Source organism: Rhodococcus spongiicola (assembly GCF_004011835.1).
In the GTDB taxonomy this organism is placed as follows: Bacteria; Actinomycetota; Actinomycetes; order Mycobacteriales; family Mycobacteriaceae; genus Prescottella; species Prescottella spongiicola.
The window spans coordinates 88,472-105,498 of record NZ_RKLN01000003.1 but is presented as its reverse complement, the minus strand read 5'-3'; the positions used below and the strand labels follow the sequence as shown (position 1 = coordinate 105,498).

Below are 17,027 nucleotides of genomic sequence, written 5' to 3'. Positions count from 1 at the left end.
CGGTCCTCCGTCAGCCGTTGCCGAGCGCCGACGTCTCGGCGATGTTCTGCAACCGCACCTGTCCGCGTGCGACGAGCCGGTCCTGCTCGTCGGTGACGGTCACGAGCCACAACTGCTGGGTGCGTCCGCGATGCACCGGAGTGGCCTCGGCGAACAGCATGCCGTCGCGGGTGGCGCGCAGGAAGTCGGTGTTGTTGTTCACCCCGACGACATGACCGCGGTCACCGAACCAAAGGCTGGCTGCGACGCTGGCGAGGGACTCGATGACCGCGCAGTGCACGCCGCCGTGCATGATTCCCCACGGCTGGAAGAGCGCGGGCGTGACCTTCCACTGCGCGCGGACGCAGTCGGCGGAGAGTTCGGTGTACTCGAGCCCGATTGCTTCCCCGAATCCCCTGTTGAGGAATGCGCCGACTTCCGCCGGGTCCGCTCCGGCGCCCGGTATGGATCCACGCTCCGCGTCGCTCGCCATCATCCGCTCCCTCGAGTCTGGCGGCCGTGGATGCCGGGCCGCCTACCGCATACGTTTCCCGTCATGGTGCCCGACGCCGCTGCGCGCGATTGATCCGCCCTACCGGGTGAAGCGAATCGGCGGGTTCCGCGCGTGTGCGCGGAACCCGCCGTGGAATGGACCGGGAGTCTCTGCAGCCCTCAGGACTCCGCACGGCCCGGCAGCCTGCGCATGAGCATAGGCAAGGCTCGCCTAAATTCGCAACCCGAGAGTGGGGCGGGGTTGGTCTCGCGGCGCGGATACCGCCGTCGCACGTTCGGTTAGGCTTCCGTAACCTGATGCTCGACCGCGTCTTTTCCCTTCGCCTTCCCGTCCCCAGGAGCACCCCCGTCGTGACGACCCGCCCGCCTGACACGAGTCCGGACTCGTCGACGCGCAAGCATGCACTCGGTGGCCGCGGTGACCTCGGTGATCACAGGGGCGGCGGGGACTTCGGCAAGGAGGTCGTCCCCGAGGGCCCCGCCCCGTGGCAGCTGCGGGCGGTCGCGAACGTGATCGACCTGTGCGTCATCGCGATCCCAGTCCTGATCGGCTGGTACTTGGTCGACTCGCTCGCCGACATCAACGGCGGCGGCCAGGCGGACCGGTCCGTCTTCGGCGGGGCGGCACTGGCGGTCGCGATCGGTCTGTTCGTCTGGAACCGCGGTGTGCGGGAGGGCCGAGCCGGAACGACCGTCGGCAAGGGATGGTGTGGCCTCGTCACCCGCGACATCGAGACCTGCGCACCGATCGGTGTCCGGCGCGCACTGCAGCGCTGGTGGGATCGCGGCACGGAGGTGGTGCGCGAATCCACTGCCCGCGTGGACGGATTCGAACCGGTGGCACCCGATACCTCGCTGGCCGCCATTCGTCGCCGACGACTGCTGGGCCTGGCCGCGCTCGCGGTCCTGCTGGTGCTCGTGCTGTTCGCGAGCGTCTCGGTCGGGGCCCGGCCGTTGTCGTTCGGCGAGATCTTCCACGCACTGTTCTATTCGACGGGCGGCGACACCGACATCATCGTGCAGACGCTGCGCATCCCGCGGACCCTGCTCGGTCTCGTCGTCGGTATCGCCCTCGGCGTCGCCGGTGCCCTCATCCAGGGCCACACCCGCAACCCGCTCGCCGACGCCGGCCTGCTCGGCCTCAACGCCGGCGCCGCATTCCTCGTCGTGATCGCCATCTACGCCTTCGGGCTGGCCACCCCGGGCCAGTACCTGTGGTTCGCCTTCGTCGGATCGGCGCTCGCGTCGATCACGGTGTTCGGTCTCTCGTCGATCGGCAACGGCAGCGCCAGCCCGCTCAGTCTCGCCCTCGCCGGGGCCGCGGTCGCGTTCTTCCTGCAGGCGATGACCAGTGCGGTCGTCATCCTCGACCAGACCTCGCTCGACGGCTACCGGTTCTGGGTGGTCGGTTCGATGGCCGGTCGCGGGTACGACATCCTCTGGCAGGTATTGCCGTTCCTGATCCTCGGCTTGGTGATCGCGATCGCCAGCACCCCCAGCCTCAATGTCATCAGCCTCGGCGAGGACGTGGCACGGTCGCTGGGAACCAACGTCGCCGTCTCCCGCATCGTGGGCATCGCCGCGATCACGCTGCTCACCGGGGCGGCCACCGCCGCGTGTGGGCCGATCGCGTTCATCGGTCTGGTCGTTCCACACGTGGCGCGCGCGATCACCGGTCCCGACTACCGCTGGCTGGTCCCCTACGCCGGCGTTCTCGGCGGCCTCATGCTCGTGATGGCCGACGTGATCGGCCGGGTCGTGGTGCGGCCGGGTGAACTCCAGGTCGGCATCGTGCTCGCCGTCTTCGGCGCCCCGTTCTTCGTCGCGCTGGTCCGGCGCAGGAAGCTGGCGAGCCTGTGAGCGTCATCGACCCAGCCACCACGTCCGCCGAGCACGGCGAACCGCTGAAGGTGCCGTCACGGCCCGCGTTCCGGATCGGTCCGATCTCGCTGGTCCTGCGGCCGTACATGATCGTCGTGAACCTCGTGCTGGCAGTGGCGGTGTTCCTGCTGGTGTGTGTCGGCATCGGCCGCGGCGACTTCCCACTGTCACTCCCCGAGGTCGCCGAGGTGCTGTTCGGCGGAGGGTCGAAGGTGCAGCGATTCATCGTGATGGACCTGCGCCTGCCCCGCGCGCTGACGGCCGTACTGATCGGTGTGGCGCTCGGCATCGCCGGCGCGATCACGCAGTCGGTCGCCCGCAACTCGCTCGCCAGCCCGGACATCCTCGGCATCACGTCGGGTGCGGGTGCCGCGGCGGTCGCGTTGATCGTGCTCGGGGGTGGCGGGTCGTTCGTCGGTCTGCTCGCCACGCTCGGCATCCCCCTGGCAGCGCTGTTCGGCGGTCTGCTCACCGCGGGCTTGATCTACCTGCTGGCGTGGCGCCAGGGCGTCGAGGGATACCGGTTGATCCTGGTCGGGATCGGCATCAATGCGATGATGCTCGCGATCACCGGCTGGCTGCTCATCTCGGCGGACATCAACGACGCCTCCCGCGCCATGGTGTGGATCAACGGCTCGCTGAACGGCGCGGACTGGGCGCAGGTGTGGCCGGTGACGATTGCCCTCGTCCTCATCGGCGGCTGGGCAGTCGTCGCGACCTTCACGCTCGGAGCCCTGCGGCTGGGCGACGACAATGCCCGTTCGCTGGGGATCCGTCAACAGTCCGAGCAGGCCAAGCTGCTGATCGCGGCGGTGGTACTCGCGGCGGTCGCCACCGCGGCCGCCGGACCGGTCGGGTTCGTTGCGTTGGCGGCGCCGCAGGTCGCTATGCGCCTGATCCGTTCGGCCGGACCGCCGATCATTGCATCGGCGCTGACCGGCGCCGTGCTGGTGGTCGGCAGCGACATCATCGCGCGAACCGTTCTTCCCGTCGAACTGCCCGTCGGCGTCGTGACCTCGGCGATCGGCGGCCCGTTCCTGTTGTACCTGCTCGTCCGCAACAACCGGAAGGTCTCGGCATGACCCCTCGAACCGGACCGGCAGAGTCGGCGCCGCCCTCACCCGCCCCGCGGCTCGTCGCCGAGAACCTGACCCTCGGCTACGGCGACCGGATCATCGTCGAAGGGCTCGACGTCGAGATCCCGACCGGCGTGATCACGACGGTGATCGGCCCGAACGGCTGCGGGAAGTCGACGATGCTGCGTGCCCTGGGTCGGCTCCTCAAGCCGCGTGCCGGCACCGTGCTCCTCGACGGTAAGGCCATCTCGTCGATGCGCACCAAAGAGGTGGCGCGGACACTCGGCATGTTGCCGCAGGCCCCGGTCGCCCCCGAGGGGTTGACGGTCGCGGATCTTGTCGCGCGTGGACGCCACCCGCACCAGTCGTGGTTCCGTCAGTGGTCGTCGGACGACGAGGACGAGGTCGCGCGTGCGCTCACACTGACGGGTGTGGCCGATCTTGCGGACCGGCCGGTCGACCAACTCTCCGGTGGGCAGCGCCAGCGCGCATGGATCTCGATGGCGCTTGCCCAGGGGACTGAGCTCCTGCTGCTCGACGAGCCGACGACCTACCTCGACCTGTCGCACTCGGTGGAGGTGCTCGACCTCGTCGACCGCATGCACGAGGAGATGGGCCGCACCGTGATCATGGTGCTGCACGACCTCAACCTCGCCGTCCGCTACAGCGACCACCTGATCGCGATGTCGCAGGGACGGATCGTCGCGTCCGGCAGGCCGCAGGATGTCATCTCCACCGAACTGCTCGCGGAGGTGTTCGGGCTGGAGGCCGCCGTCATCGAGGACCCGGTCTCGGATCGTCCCCTGATCGTCCCGATCGGCACCCGGCACGTATATGGCGCGGCGGGCGGTCCGGTGCGCCATCGGTGACCGCCGTCCGTCGTAGTATCGAAACACGGTATCGGAATGCGATATCGGCTCGGATATCCGGGAGTTCGGATGCGGAGGTGTTCACATGCGGGAGTTTCAGCGCGGCGCGGTACGCGTCCACATCCTCCATCACGCAGCCCAGCGGGGTATCCATGGCGCGTGGATGACCCGGGAGTTGTCCGAGCACGGGTACGACATCAGCCCGGGCACGCTCTACCCCGCCCTGCACCGACTCGAAGCCGAAGGGCTGCTGACCTCGCAGCAGCAGGTGGTCGAGGGTCGTGCCCGCAGGGTGTACCACGTGACCGAAGCCGGGATACGGGCGCTCGAGGACGACCGTCGGGCCTTGGCCGAGTTGGCCCGCGAGGTTCTCGGCATCGACGCCACCGAGCACGTCTGATCTCGCCTGTCATGCCCCCGCGGCCGGCGCTGAGGCGCGCACCGCGGTGTCGTGGTTCGCGATGGCCGCGGTCACTTCGTCGATCGCGGCACGAATGAGCTCTCCGTACGAATCCTGAGGCAGTGCGGGCGAGTGCTCACGTGCGGCGTCAATGTGTTCGCGTGCCGCTTGGAAGGACCCCAGCCGACGGTAGTTGTCGGCCAGATTGAGATGGAGCGATGGGTAGAAGCCCGCGATGTGCAGGCTGACATGGTGGTCCTGGACGCGCCGCTCGGTGGTGGCGTCGGCGGCATCTAATGCGCGCACATCCCAGGCCAGTGCGCGCGCCGGATCCCCGTAGAGGTCGGCGAGGTAGTGAGCGAGCGTGCAGCGGTGCAAGGGGTCGCCCCCGACTCCGATGGCCTTCCACAGGTCCAGGAGATCGGCCCGGGCCCTGGCGGTGTCCCCGCCCCGAGCCTCGGTGACGGCCTTGCCGATCGCTTCCATCATCGGGTCCGCGTTAGTTGGTCCGGTCATTCGTCTCTCTCCGTCTGTTCGGTGTTCGCGGGTTCGGCGTTCGTTTCTCTCGATTGCGGGTTGGTCGGCATGGCGAGGGTGGTGAGGTCCCCGTTGTCGGCGGATCGGATGGTGGCCGGCTGGTCAGGGGCCCTGAGGTCGAGCAGCACGTCCGCCCCGATCGCGGTGCTGACAGCCGGATACAGAGTGGTCAGCTCGAACCAGACCTCCATGGACGGTCCGGTCACGCGGGCCGGCAGCCGCACACTGTGGTCCCGCTCGCCGCGTCGACCCCCTACCGCGACGGCAGCCTGGCCGACGCGCAGCGAGATGTGATCGGCGGATCGCTCCTCGAGCGACGCTAGGAGTAGGGCCTTCGGCACCTCAACGCGAGTCGTGATCGGTGGCAGCGCTGCGAGCATCAACCGGTAATCGGGGAAGGGCTCGGTCAATAGGCGGCAGTGGTGATCGTCCCGATCGGCCAGCCGGATCCAGATCTCGTACTCGGTTGCCTCTATCCGGGCTAGCGGGCTACGGCGCAGGTCCGGTAGGCAGCTACGCAGATCGTCGGCGTTAACCGTGGCCGCCCAGGTCATGGCGGACGACTCGGCAGGCACGAGGGTGCGTGTGGACAGGCGATAGCGGTCGGTCGCTGTCAAGGTCGCCGCCCCGGAATCGACCTCGAAGCGTACGCCGTTGAGGACCGCGATATCCCGGTCGTATGCGGCGGCCGTCAGGACCTGCTCGATAGCTGCCGTCAGCACCGGTCCACTCACGGTGACGACCAACAGTGCGGGCTGCGGGGCCAGCGAAGCCCTGATGACAGCTGCCTGCTGCCGCGCGGTCGCGGCCTCACCGACAACTGCGTCGACGTACGCCTCGACCGCACGGACAGCCTCGTCCTGCTCGGCGCAGAGGACCGATTCCGCCGAGGCGAGAGGCATACCGATCGCGCGTAGTCGCCTGAGCAGAACAGCACGCTCGAGTTGATCATCGCTGTAGAAGCGATACCCGGATATCGGGTCGACCTTCGCAGGCAGCAACAGTCCTGAATCGGCGTAGAAGCGTAATGCGCTTGCCGTGATTCCGCTTCGGCGCGCGAAGGAACCGATCGACATCAACTCTGAACGAGACACCCGGACATCATTCGGGTTCGACCTACCTGAAGGTCAACAGTCCTTCACAGTCGCGGTTTCGCGGCCGCGTCGTCGACCGACGTGCAGTCCGAGCCTCGGACGACGCCCGGCTCGGACGATAGCACCGCCGAGAGTTGCGCGAGCGCCGACGGGATCACCCGGTAGTACACCCAGGTGCCACGGCGTTCACTGTCGAGCAAGCCGGCCTCGCGCAGCACTTTCAGGTGGTGCGAGATGGTCGGCTGCGCCAGCTCGAACGCCGGGGCGATGTCGCACACGCAACTCTCCCCGTGCTCGTGTCCGGCGATCAGACTCATCATCCGTAGCCGGACCGGGTCCCCCAGTGCTTTGAACCTCTGGGCCAGATCGTCTGCCCGATCCGGACCCAACGGCTCACACCCGAGAGGTGCGCAGAGCGTCTCTGGCCGATTCGACACCGCCTGATTCGACATCTGTCAATACTGGCGTGCGTCAATTCGCCTCGTCAAACGTTTGGGCAGGCTCCGACCCGGCGAAGGGTCGCGGCGAACGGGGAATCGAGATATCGTTGGCCGATATCGGCTAGCGATAGGAGTTCGGGTGTCGAACAGCCGACCCAATTCCGCAACCACCGGCGACACGAACCAGTTGATGAGGCGCCTCGGCACCGGCGACGCCATCACCATCGGGTTGGGCTCGATGATCGGTGCCGGGATCTTCGCCGTGCTTGCCCCCGCCGCCCACGCGGCCGGCGCCGGGCTGCTGATCGGGTTGGCGATCGCCGCAGTGATCGCCTACTGCAACGCCACCTCCTCCGCGCGCCTGGCCGCCCGCTACCCCGCCTCTGGCGGGTCGTACGTCTACGGGCGGGAACGCCTGGGCAAGTTCTGGGGATACCTCGCGGGTTGGTCTTTCGTGACCGGGAAGACCGCGTCCTGCGCGGCGATGGCGCTGACTGTCGGGCTGTATGCCTGGCCGCAGTACGCGCACGAGGTGGCAGTCGCGGCAGTGGTGGCCTTGACGGCGGTCAACTACGTGGGGATCCAGAAGTCCGCGTGGCTCACCCGTGCAATCGTGGCCGTCGTGTTGGCCGTGCTCGCCGCGGTGGTCGTGGCCGCATTCGTGTCCGATGCCGCCGACCCGACAAGGCTCGAGTGGGGTTCGGACATCAGCGTCGGCGGCGTGCTCCAGGCCGCTGGACTGCTGTTCTTCGCCTTCGCGGGATACGCGCGCATCGCGACCCTCGGCGAGGAGGTCCGGAACCCGACTCGCACCATTCCGCGGGCGATCCCCCTTGCCCTGGGAATCACCCTCGTCGTGTACACCTGTGTCGCGGTCGCGGTCCTGCTCGTGCTGGACCCGCGGCAATTGGCCACGACAACTGCACCGCTCTCGGAGGCGGTCAACCTTGCCGGAGCCGGCTGGCTGGAACCGGTGGTACGGGTCGGTGCGGTCGTGGCCGCGCTCGGGTCGCTGCTCGCGCTGATCCTCGGAGTCTCCCGTACCACCCTGGCCATGGCCCGCGATCGTCATCTCCCCGGGGTGCTCGCCGCCGTGCATCCCCGGTTCGGGGTCCCGTACCGGGCCGAGATCACCATCGGAATCATCGTCGCCGCGGTCGCGGCGTTCGCCGACGTCCGCTCGGCCATCGGATTCTCCTCGTTCGGAGTACTGCTCTACTACGCCGTCGCGAACGCTTCCGCCTGGACCCTCTCGCCGAGCGAGGGTCGGCCGGCGAGATTGATTCCCATCATCGGGTCCCTCGGCTGCCTGGTGCTGGCGTTCACCCTGCCACTGACCTCCGTTGTGGCCGGGGCCGCCGTGATCGCAGCCGGTGCACTCGTCTACGTAGCACGCCGACTGCGAGTCGGTGGAAGAGGAAATCGGGGGCTCGAATAGGCCCAGGCGACCGGGAGGCACCCATGCCTGAACTTCAAAAAATTCTGACCCGACTGACCGCGACGGATGCACCAGCTTCGGTTGTCCTGATCCGCTTCTACGTCGGCGCCATTTTCCTGTCAGAGGGGATCCAGAAATTCGTCTACCCGGAGCGGCTCGGGACCGGACGATTCAGGACGGCCGAAATCCCCGCACCGGCGTTCTTCGCCTACTTCGACGGCGTGTTCGAAATACTGTGCGGCTGTCTGATTCTCGCCGGCCTGCTCACACGGCTGGCCACAATCCCCATGATCGTGGACATGATTGGCGCGCTACTGATCACGAAGATGCCCATCCTCTGGGGCAATTCCCCTACGTTTGCCGGTGAATCGGGATTTTGGGACTTCGCCCATGAGGCGCGCCCCGACATCGCTCAACTCTGCGGAAGCTTGTTCCTGCTCATCGTCGGGGCTGGCGCCTGGTCGCTGGATGCCCGCCTACGATCCTCGCGCGCAATGCCGAGCCAGCGAGAAGTCCCGAGCGAACCGTAGCCGCGCCCGGAGGGACGTTCGACGACCCAGCCCGGGACGTCCACGCCGACGTGGACTGAGACCGATACCACACACTCCGACTCGAACGCACTTCGGGTAGTGCGAGCGGTTCGGGACGTGCGGTACGTAGAATTTGAAGTATGGCTGGACTCGGTGAGCTCGAACGCGCGGTGATGGATCACCTGTGGTCCGTACCGGAACCCCAGACGGTGCGGCAGGTGCACGAGGCCCTCGCGGCCCGCCGCGAACTCGCGTACACCACGGTGATGACCGTGTTGCAGCGCCTCGCGAAGAAGCATCTGGTGATCCAACAGCGCGACGATCGGGCGCACCGCTACGTACCCGTGCACGGCCGCGACGAGTTGGTCGCGAGCCTCATGGTCGACGCCCTGCAGCAAGCCGACGCGTCCGATGAGCGTGCCGCGGCACTCGTCCACTTCGTCGGGCAGGTCGGCGCCGACGAGGCCGCCGCGCTCCGCGAGGCGCTGGCCGCCCTCGAGGAGTCCGAGGCGACCAAGGCCGACACGACCACCCAGTCGTCAGCCTCGATGCACCCGCCGGGCTCGCCCGGTTTGCGCCCGGGCACCGGCCGGGCGAGCTGAGGCCCGTAGACGTCATGCCGTGTAGCCGATGAACGCCAGCACCGCACTGGCTTTCGGGGTGCTCGCGCTCGCCCTGACCGGTCCCGTGCCGATGCTGCTGAGCCGTGCCCGGTGGCCGTTCCGTGCGCCCCGCGCGGCACTGGTGCTTTGGCAGGCGATCGCGCTCGCCGCGGTACTGTCGGCCTTCAGCTCCGGGCTCGCCATCGCCAGCCAACTGTTGGTTCCGGGCCCGGACGGGCGCCCCACCACGGACCCGACTGCCGAGATCGACGCGCTCGGTCTACCGCTGTGGATCCTGTACATGGTCGTGCTCGGCCTCACACTGCTGGTCGGCGCCAGGTTGATCGCCTCGATCGTCCGTGTCGCGGTGCACACGCGCCGCCGACGAGCCCGGCACCGCATGCTGGTCGACCTGCTCGACCGCGGCGACGCTGACATCTCCGCCGCCCTCGGGCGGCTGTCCGATGTGCGTGTCCTCGATGCTTCCGAACCGATCGCGTACTGCCTTCCGGGCCTGCGGCATCGGGTCGTGCTCAGCGAGGGGACCTTGAAGTCCCTCAACACCGCCGAGATCACGGCCATCCTCACCCACGAGCGTGCCCACCTGCGGGCCCGCCACGACCTGGTCCTCGAGGCGTTCACCGCACTACACCAAGCCTTCCCGCGAGTGGTTCGCTCCAAATCCGCACTCGGCTCGGTCCAGCTGCTCGTCGAGTTGCTTGCCGACGACTCCGCCGTCAAGGTCACCGGCCCGGCTCCACTGGCGCGCGCCCTGGTGACCTGCGCCGGGACCACGGCTCCCCGGGGTGCCATGGCGGCAGGCGGCCCGAGCACCCTGGTCCGCATCCAGCGCCTGGGTGGTGCCGGCGCCGACCCGCGGATCGCGGTGTCCGCCTACTTCGCGGCGGCAGCGATTCTCGTGGTCCCGACGATCGCGGTCGCCGTGCCCTGGCTAGTCGAGCTGAATCGACTGTTCTCGTCGTCCCAGCCCTGACCGCCGACTGGTTACGCGGGTCACAGCGCCCGCGCGGAGTCGTCGTCGTGGACGGGGGTCGCGTACACTCGTCCACGGCCCGACGACAGGGTCCATACAGTTTCGATTGTTCGATGTGGCACAGAGCACCCGGTCCCAAATGCGCAGCGCGCACTGACGACCGTTGAATCGTGCCCCCGGCTCGTCTCTTCGTGCGGCTGCGTGACAGCCCGCTCCGCGACGCGCCCGCCGTCCGGAGAGGTACTTCCGCGTGACTTCTGCTGCCCCCAGCCCTTCGACCACCGTCGACCACGACCGGCCGACGATCGACGACACCGAGGTGACGTTCGCGAACCTCGGATTGCCCCAACCGGTCGTCGCGGCACTCGCGCAGAAGGCGATCACCGTGCCGACGCCCATCCAGGCCATGGCGATCCCAGATGCGATCGCCGGCAGGAACATCCTCGGACGCGCGCAGACCGGGTCGGGGAAGACGCTCGCGTTCGGTCTGCCCATGCTGGCGCGGCTCGCCCGGCATGACGGTCGTCCCAGGCCCAAACGCCCCCGCGCCCTGGTGCTCGTCCCCACCCGTGAACTGGCTTTCCAGGTGGTCGATTCGCTGGCTCCGTACGCCACCTCCCTCGGCCTGAACGTGCGTCCCGCGGTCGGCGGCACGCTGTTCACCAAGCAGGTCGATCAGCTGCGTCGTGGCGTCGACATCCTCGTCGCGACCCCGGGGCGGCTCAGTGACCACCTCAGACAGCAGACGTGCGTCCTCGACGAGGTGGAGATGACCGCGCTCGACGAGGCCGATCAGATGGCGGACATGGGTTTCCTGCCTCAGGTGCGCGAGCTGCTCGACCAGACACCCGCGGGCAGCCAGCGACTGCTGTTTTCGGCGACCCTCGACCACGACGTACAGGCCTTGGTTCGAGAGTTCCTGCCCACCCACGAGATGCACTCGACGCAGGACGTCCGCGCATCGGTGACGACGATGGACCACTACGTGCTGTTGGTCGAGCGAGGCCAGAAGGACGCCGTCGTCGCCGAGATCGCGTCCCGCGAGGGTGGCCGCACGATCATGTTCGCCCGGACCAAGCTGGGCGCCGAGGGAATCACTCAGCGGTTGCGGGACAAGGGCGTCGCCGCCGAGGCGCTGCACGGCGGCAAGGCACAGAACCAGCGCAGCCGGGTGCTGGAACGATTCAAGAACGGCCGTACCCCGGTGCTGGTGGCGACCGATGTCGCGGCCCGCGGCATCCACGTCGACGGGATCGACCTGGTCGTACACGTCGACCCACCGCAGGACCACAAGGACTACCTACACCGTGCCGGTCGCACCGCGCGTGCGGGCGAGGCCGGCGTCGTCGCGGCAATCGTCCTGCCGAACCAGCGTCGCCAGTTCCGTCGCCTGACCGGCATGGCCGGGGTGAACGCCAGCATCGTCCCGGTCTCCCCGGGGTCCGAGAAGCTCGCCACGATCACCGGGGCCCGGACCCCGAGCGGTGAGCCCGTGCGCGAGAGCTACTTCCGACCGCAGCGCCGCGAGCGGTCGTTCGGTGACCGTGGCCCGCGCCGTGGTCTCGGCGACCGTGGTCCCCGCCGCGACGGTGGCAATGGCACGCGCCGCGACGGTGCCAATCGAGGTCATCTCCGCGACGGTGGCAACGGGCCGCGTCGCGACGGTGGCAACGGGCCGCGCCGCGACGGTGGCAACGGGCCGCGCCGCGACGGTGGCAACGGGCCGCGCCGCGACCACGACGACCGGGTGGTCCGCGGTCCGCGCCGGGACGTCGACAACCGCGGTCAACGCGGCGCGGCGGCTCGCCTTCCGGGTTCCGGGCCGCAAGCCGCCGCGTCACCGGAGCGCCGGTCGAACGGGTTCCGTAGCCGCGCCGACCGTCGCAGCTACGACGGTTTCACCGGGCCCCGCCGCGAACGCGACCAGTAACGGGTGGTGGATGCCGCCCCTGGAAGGGCGGGGGCGGTTCGCAATGCGGCAGGGCAACAGGGGAAGCTGTATTCATGACCACCGAGACCTCTGCCAGTACCGAGGCTGCCCGCGCCCAGATCGGCGTCACCGGGCTCGCCGTCATGGGATCCAACATCGCCCGCAACTTCGCCCGTCACGGGCACACCGTGGCCCTGCACAACCGCAGCGTCGCGAAGACGGATGCGCTCCTGGCCGAGCACGGCGACGACGGTGACTTCGTACGTACCGAGACCATCGAGGAGTTCGTGGCGGCCCTGCAGAAGCCGCGCCGCGTGCTGATCATGGTCAAGGCCGGTGACCCCACCGACGCCGTGATCGAGGAGCTCGCCGGCGCGATGGAGCCCGGCGACATCATCATCGACGGCGGCAATGCGCTGTATACCGACACGATTCGTCGCGAGGCCAGCCTGCGGGAGCGTGGCCTGCACTTCGTCGGCGCAGGCATCTCCGGCGGCGAAGAAGGCGCGCTCAACGGCCCGTCGATCATGCCCGGCGGACCCAAGGAGTCGTACGAGGCGCTCGGCCCACTGCTCGAGTCGATCGCCGCACAGGTCGACGGCACCCCGTGCTGCACGCACATCGGACCCGACGGCTCGGGACACTTCGTGAAGATGGTCCACAACGGCATCGAGTACGCGGACATGCAGCTGATCGGCGAGGCCTACCACCTGTTCCGTGACGCGCTCGGCTACGACGCCGAACGGATCGCCGACGTGTTCACCGAGTGGAACGCCGGAGACCTCGAAAGCTACCTCGTGGAGATCACCGCCGAGGTGCTGCGCCAGAAGGACGCGAAGACCGGCACGCCCCTGGTCGATGTGATCGTCGATGCCGCCGAGCAGAAGGGCACCGGCCGCTGGACGGTCAAGTCGGCTCTCGACCTCGGGGTGCCAGTCACCGGCATCGCCGAGGCCGTGTTCGCGCGGGCGCTGTCCGGTTCACGTGACCAGCGCGCGGCCGCACGGGGATTGGCGTCCGGGACGCTCGGCGACAAGCCGACCGATGCCGCACAGTTCACCGAGGACATCCGTCGCGCCCTCTACGCGTCGAAGGTCGTCGCGTACGCGCAGGGATTCGACCAGATCGCGGCCGGAAGCGCCGAGTACGGCTGGAACGTCACCCGCGCCGATCTCGCCACCATCTGGCGCGGCGGCTGCATCATCCGCGCACAGTTCCTCAACCGCATCAAGGAGGCGTACGACGCCGATCCGGAGCTGCCGAGCCTGATCCTCGCCCCGTACTTCCGTGAGGCGATCGAGAGCGGCATCGACAGCTGGCGCCGGGTCGTCGCGACCGCGACCATGCTGGGCATCCCGGTCCCGGGCTTCGCCTCGTCACTGTCGTACTACGACGGCCTGCGCGCCGAGCGGCTGCCTGCGGCGTTGACGCAGGGCCAGCGCGACTTCTTCGGCGCCCACACCTACGAGCGAGTCGACTCGCCGGGCAAGTTCCACACCCTCTGGAGCGGCGACCGCTCCGAGGTCGTGGCCTGAGCCTCCCGGCAGCGGACGGGGCGCACGCGCGGCGTCCGCCCCGTCGCGCAGGTTGGGCGTCGGCGGAGCCGCGGTAGCCTGTCACCTCACGAACGGAAGGCCCCGCTCATCCATGTCCGACCGTCCCTCCCCCTCCTTCGCGCAGCTCGGACTACCCACGACGCTGGTGCATTCCCTCGGCCGCGAGGGGATCTCGACCCCGTTCCCGATCCAGGCCGCCGCCATCCCGGACATACTCGCCGGGCGGGACGTGCTGGGGCGCGGTCCGACCGGCTCCGGAAAGACCCTCGCCTTCGGGCTGCCGCTGCTGGTGCGCCTGACCGGTGCGGCGAGCCGGCCCGGGCGACCGCGCGGGATCGTGCTGGTCCCCACCCGGGAACTGGCCACGCAGATCGAAGCGTCGCTCGACGCGTCAGCCGTGGCGCTGGGACTGCGGATGGCCGCGATCGTCGGTGGGGTGCCGCTCAAAGCGCAGGCCACCCGGTTGGGCCGCGGCGTCGACCTGCTCGTCGCCACGCCCGGGCGGCTCGCCGATCACCTGGGCCGGGACACCGTCCGCCTCGACGACGTGGCGATCACCGTGGTCGACGAGGCCGATCACATGGCCGAGCTCGGCTTCCTGCCGCAGGTCACCGAGATCCTCGACCAAACCCCCCGCTCGGCGCAGCGGCTGCTGTTCTCCGCCACCCTCGACGGCGAGGTCGACACGCTCGTCGCCCGGTACCTGCACGATCCGGTCACACATGCGACGGCCGCCGCCGTCGCCGCCGTCGACACGATGGCCCACCATGTGCTGCACGTGCCGCGAGAGATCAAGTGGGACACCGTCGCCCGCATCGCCGCCCGGAACGGCCGGACGTTGCTGTTCGTCCGCACCAAGGCGGGCGTGGACCGGCTCACCGACGAACTGCGCACGGCCGGGGTGAATGCGGCCGGCCTGCACGGTGACAAACCGCAGGGCCACCGCACCCGTGTCCTGACCGGGTTCGCGGACGGGACCGTACCGGTGCTCGTGGCCACCGACGTCGCCGCGCGCGGCATCCACGTCGACGACGTCTCGCTCGTCGTGCACGTCGACCCGCCCACCGAACCGAAGGCGTACCTGCACCGGGCCGGCCGCACCGCACGGGCCGGCGAGTCGGGTGTCGTGGTGACGGTGGTGACCGAAGACGAGCGTGCCGCCGCCGCGAAGGTGATGCGGGCGGCGGGCGTGGAGGCGGACCCCCCGCTGCCGGTGGGCGGCAAGGATCGGCGCTGGGCGACGGTTACGGGGGCGCGCGAGCCCAGCCGAACCCCGGTTCCCGAACAGACACCCGAGACGCCCCCACGCGCCGACCAGACGCGGAACCCCCGCGGACGTGGCAACGGGTTCCGTTCCCGCGGCGATCAGCGTCGCGGACGTCCCGCCGGTCCCGGGTACGGGCGACGCCGCCGGGGCGGACGGTGAGGGATTGCATGCACGTAGATGCGGCGCGACGGCCGTATCCGCAGTAACGTCAGGGCGTGAAGTTCCTCCGCGATCAGCAACCCCCGTACGACCTCACCTACGACGACGTGTTCCTCGTCCCGAATCGGACCGAAGTAGCGTCCCGCTTCGACGTGAACCTCGCGACGTCGGACGGGTCGGGCACCACGATCCCGATCGTGGTCGCGAACATGACCGCCGTCGCCGGACGCCGGATGGCCGAGACGGTCGCGCGCCGCGGCGGCCTTGTCGTCATCCCGCAGGATGTGCCGGCGTCCGCGGTCGCCGAGACGGTCAGCTTCGTCAAAAGTCGGCACCTGGTGGCCGACACCCCGATCACCCTCGATCGCGACGATGCCGTCTCGGATGCGCTGACGCTGCTGCACAAACGGTCGCACCGCGCGGCGGTGGTCGTCGACGGCGGCCGACCCGTCGGGGTGCTCACCGAGGCCGCCTGCTCGGACGTCGACCGGTTCACCCGTGTGGGCGCGGTTGCCGTGCGGGACTTCGCGACTGCGCCCACCACCGCCACCCCCCGGGACGTGTTCGCTCTGCTCGAGTCCCGGCACGACCCGCTCGCAGTGATCGTCGATGACGACGGCATGCTCGCCGGCGTCCTCACCCGGACGGGCGCGATCCGGGCGGGCATCTACACCCCTGCTGTCGACCAGCACGGACGATTGCGTGTCGCGGCCGCTGTCGGTGTGAACGGCAACGTCGCCGAGAAAGCCAAGGCGCTCGCCGACGTCGGCGCGGACGTGCTGGTCCTCGACACCGCGCACGGCCACCAGCAGCGCATGATCGATGCCCTCCGCTCGGTCGCCGCGCTCGGTCTCGGACTGCCGCTCGTCGCGGGCAACGTCGTCTCGGCGCAGGGCACCCGCGACCTGATCGAGGCGGGTGCGAACATTGTCAAGGTCGGCGTCGGGCCGGGCGCGATGTGTACTACCCGCATGATGACCGGCGTGGGGCGCCCGCAATTCTCGGCCGTCGCCGAGTGCGCCGACGCGGCCCAGGAACTCGGCGCGCACGTGTGGGCCGACGGCGGCGTGCGGCATCCGCGGGACGTCGCGCTCGCGCTCGCGGCCGGCGCCTCGAACGTGATGGTCGGGTCCTGGTTCGCCGGGACGTACGAATCGCCCGGGGAACTGCGGATCGACCGGGACGGCAACCGGTACAAGGAGAGTTTCGGAATGGCCTCCAAGCGCGCCGTCGCCGCCCGTACCGTCGAGGACACCGCGTTCGATCGGGCCCGCAAAGGGCTGTTCGAGGAGGGCATCTCGAGTTCCCGGATGCGGCTCGATCCGACCCGGCCCGGGGTCGAGGATCTGCTCGACCACATCTGCTCCGGCGTCCGGAGCGCATGCACGTACGCGGGCGCGCGGACGCTCGACGAGCTGCATGAGAAGGCGGTGATGGGGGTGCAGTCCGCCGCTGGATTCGCGGAGGGTCGCCCGCTGCCGTCGGGGTGGTGACCGTCACGGTCGTGGCACCGAAGGATGTCTCTTTCCTCCCATTCAGATCACGAACGCTACAGTGGAGGCTCACTTTCAGGAAATACGTTCGGCGCCGTTCCGGTTGAAGGTGATGACATGCGCCGCCCGACAGAGAGGACACAGGTGCCCGAGGCACCCATACACCAACCCCCCGCAACCTCCCCGGGATCGGATTCCGACTCGGCCGGGGCCGACGGATCCTCCGAAGGCTCCTCTACCGAGCCGGGCGACAAACCCGGCGGCCCTCA

At 69.2% G+C, this 17,027-nt stretch carries 16 protein-coding genes; 12 read left to right on the top strand and 4 right to left on the bottom strand.

Annotated elements, in window-relative coordinates; translation table 11 throughout:
* Window positions 1–10: 10 nt before the first annotated feature.
* On the bottom strand, window positions 11–472 hold the full coding sequence (locus EF834_RS08665) for a PaaI family thioesterase (protein ID WP_408014487.1): 462 nt from the start codon (window positions 470–472) through the stop codon (window positions 11–13).
* Between the two features lie 512 nt (window positions 473–984).
* Here EF834_RS08665 and EF834_RS08660 point away from each other — a divergent pair.
* From EF834_RS08660 to EF834_RS08645, 4 genes are all read left to right on the top strand, one after another.
* Window positions 985–2,352 (top strand): FecCD family ABC transporter permease, encoded by a 1,368-nt coding sequence (locus EF834_RS08660; protein ID WP_408014497.1) that lies wholly within the window; start codon window positions 985–987, stop codon window positions 2,350–2,352.
* Window positions 2,353–2,459: 107 nt separating this feature from the next.
* Window positions 2,460–3,455: a FecCD family ABC transporter permease gene (locus EF834_RS08655; protein WP_127947302.1), complete on the top strand. Its 996-nt coding sequence runs from the start codon at window positions 2,460–2,462 to the stop codon at window positions 3,453–3,455.
* On the top strand, window positions 3,452–4,318 hold the full coding sequence (locus EF834_RS08650) for an ABC transporter ATP-binding protein (RefSeq protein WP_127946824.1): 867 nt from the start codon (window positions 3,452–3,454) through the stop codon (window positions 4,316–4,318). The genes EF834_RS08655 and EF834_RS08650 overlap by 4 nt, the downstream gene beginning before the upstream one ends.
* A gap of 85 nt (window positions 4,319–4,403) precedes the next feature.
* On the top strand, window positions 4,404–4,718 hold the full coding sequence (locus tag EF834_RS08645; RefSeq protein WP_127946823.1) for a PadR family transcriptional regulator: 315 nt from the start codon (window positions 4,404–4,406) through the stop codon (window positions 4,716–4,718).
* A 9-nt stretch (window positions 4,719–4,727) separates the two neighbouring features.
* Here the strand turns inward: EF834_RS08645 and EF834_RS08640 are convergent, their stop codons facing one another.
* The 3 genes from EF834_RS08640 to EF834_RS08630 are packed head-to-tail and all read right to left on the bottom strand — an operon-like array spanning window position 4,728 to window position 6,801.
* Window positions 4,728–5,234 carry a hypothetical protein gene (locus EF834_RS08640; RefSeq protein ID WP_127946822.1) on the bottom strand — a complete coding sequence of 169 codons (507 nt, stop codon included), beginning with the start codon at window positions 5,232–5,234 and terminating at the stop codon, window positions 4,728–4,730.
* Window positions 5,231–6,349, bottom strand: a complete 1,119-nt coding sequence (locus EF834_RS08635; protein ID WP_127946821.1) for a DNA polymerase III subunit beta family protein — start codon at window positions 6,347–6,349, stop codon at window positions 5,231–5,233. The genes EF834_RS08640 and EF834_RS08635 overlap by 4 nt, the downstream gene beginning before the upstream one ends.
* A 44-nt stretch (window positions 6,350–6,393) precedes the next feature.
* Window positions 6,394–6,801 carry an ArsR/SmtB family transcription factor gene (locus EF834_RS08630; protein WP_127946820.1) on the bottom strand — a complete coding sequence of 136 codons (408 nt, stop codon included), beginning with the start codon at window positions 6,799–6,801 and terminating at the stop codon, window positions 6,394–6,396.
* A 178-nt stretch (window positions 6,802–6,979) separates the two neighbouring features.
* Here EF834_RS08630 and EF834_RS08625 point away from each other — a divergent pair, with 178 nt between their 5' ends.
* The 8 genes from EF834_RS08625 to EF834_RS08590 all read left to right on the top strand — a co-directional run bounded on the left by EF834_RS08625 (window position 6,980) and on the right by EF834_RS08590 (window position 16,758).
* Window positions 6,980–8,227 (top strand): APC family permease, encoded by a 1,248-nt coding sequence (locus tag EF834_RS08625; RefSeq protein WP_127947301.1) that lies wholly within the window; start codon window positions 6,980–6,982, stop codon window positions 8,225–8,227.
* A 23-nt stretch (window positions 8,228–8,250) separates the two neighbouring features.
* Window positions 8,251–8,757 carry a DoxX family protein gene (locus EF834_RS08620; protein ID WP_127946819.1) on the top strand — a complete coding sequence of 169 codons (507 nt, stop codon included), beginning with the start codon at window positions 8,251–8,253 and terminating at the stop codon, window positions 8,755–8,757.
* 140 nt (window positions 8,758–8,897) lie between these two features.
* Window positions 8,898–9,359: a BlaI/MecI/CopY family transcriptional regulator gene (locus EF834_RS08615; RefSeq protein ID WP_127946818.1), complete on the top strand. Its 462-nt coding sequence runs from the start codon at window positions 8,898–8,900 to the stop codon at window positions 9,357–9,359.
* Between the two features lie 28 nt (window positions 9,360–9,387).
* On the top strand, window positions 9,388–10,353 hold the full coding sequence (locus EF834_RS08610) for a M56 family metallopeptidase (RefSeq protein ID WP_127946817.1): 966 nt from the start codon (window positions 9,388–9,390) through the stop codon (window positions 10,351–10,353).
* 250 nt (window positions 10,354–10,603) lie between these two features.
* Window positions 10,604–12,283, top strand: coding sequence for a DEAD/DEAH box helicase (locus EF834_RS08605; protein WP_408014486.1), 1,680 nt, complete (start codon window positions 10,604–10,606; stop codon window positions 12,281–12,283).
* Between the two features lie 74 nt (window positions 12,284–12,357).
* A complete protein-coding gene (gene gndA / locus EF834_RS08600) occupies window positions 12,358–13,818 on the top strand; it encodes an NADP-dependent phosphogluconate dehydrogenase (RefSeq protein WP_127946816.1) in 1,461 nt (486 codons plus the stop codon).
* Between the two features lie 112 nt (window positions 13,819–13,930).
* The gene (locus EF834_RS08595; RefSeq protein WP_127946815.1) at window positions 13,931–15,265 is read left to right on the top strand and encodes a DEAD/DEAH box helicase; all 1,335 of its coding nucleotides are present in this window, start codon (window positions 13,931–13,933) and stop codon (window positions 15,263–15,265) included.
* Between the two features lie 56 nt (window positions 15,266–15,321).
* Entirely contained in the window at window positions 15,322–16,758 is a 1,437-nt protein-coding gene (locus EF834_RS08590) for a GuaB1 family IMP dehydrogenase-related protein (RefSeq protein WP_127946814.1), read from the top strand.
* Window positions 16,759–17,027: the final 269 nt, after the last annotated feature.

What these genes read in the sequence shown, in the direction of transcription:
- EF834_RS08595 (WP_127946815.1), top strand. Translation starts at nt 13,931, where the DNA reads ATGTCCGACCGTCCCTCCCCCTCCTTCGCGCAGCTCGGACTACCCACG.
- EF834_RS08665 (WP_408014487.1), bottom strand. Translation starts at nt 472, where the DNA reads ATGGCGAGCGACGCGGAGCGTGGATCCATACCGGGCGCCGGAGCGGAC.
- EF834_RS08640 (WP_127946822.1), bottom strand. Translation starts at nt 5,234, where the DNA reads ATGACCGGACCAACTAACGCGGACCCGATGATGGAAGCGATCGGCAAG.
- EF834_RS08625 (WP_127947301.1), top strand. Translation starts at nt 6,980, where the DNA reads ATGAGGCGCCTCGGCACCGGCGACGCCATCACCATCGGGTTGGGCTCG.
- EF834_RS08620 (WP_127946819.1), top strand. Translation starts at nt 8,251, where the DNA reads ATGCCTGAACTTCAAAAAATTCTGACCCGACTGACCGCGACGGATGCA.
- gndA (WP_127946816.1), top strand. Translation starts at nt 12,358, where the DNA reads ATGACCACCGAGACCTCTGCCAGTACCGAGGCTGCCCGCGCCCAGATC.
- EF834_RS08645 (WP_127946823.1), top strand. Translation starts at nt 4,404, where the DNA reads ATGCGGGAGTTTCAGCGCGGCGCGGTACGCGTCCACATCCTCCATCAC.
- EF834_RS08630 (WP_127946820.1), bottom strand. Translation starts at nt 6,801, where the DNA reads ATGTCGAATCAGGCGGTGTCGAATCGGCCAGAGACGCTCTGCGCACCT.
- EF834_RS08615 (WP_127946818.1), top strand. Translation starts at nt 8,898, where the DNA reads ATGGCTGGACTCGGTGAGCTCGAACGCGCGGTGATGGATCACCTGTGG.
- EF834_RS08610 (WP_127946817.1), top strand. Translation starts at nt 9,388, where the DNA reads ATGAACGCCAGCACCGCACTGGCTTTCGGGGTGCTCGCGCTCGCCCTG.
- EF834_RS08655 (WP_127947302.1), top strand. Translation starts at nt 2,460, where the DNA reads ATGATCGTCGTGAACCTCGTGCTGGCAGTGGCGGTGTTCCTGCTGGTG.
- EF834_RS08650 (WP_127946824.1), top strand. Translation starts at nt 3,452, where the DNA reads ATGACCCCTCGAACCGGACCGGCAGAGTCGGCGCCGCCCTCACCCGCC.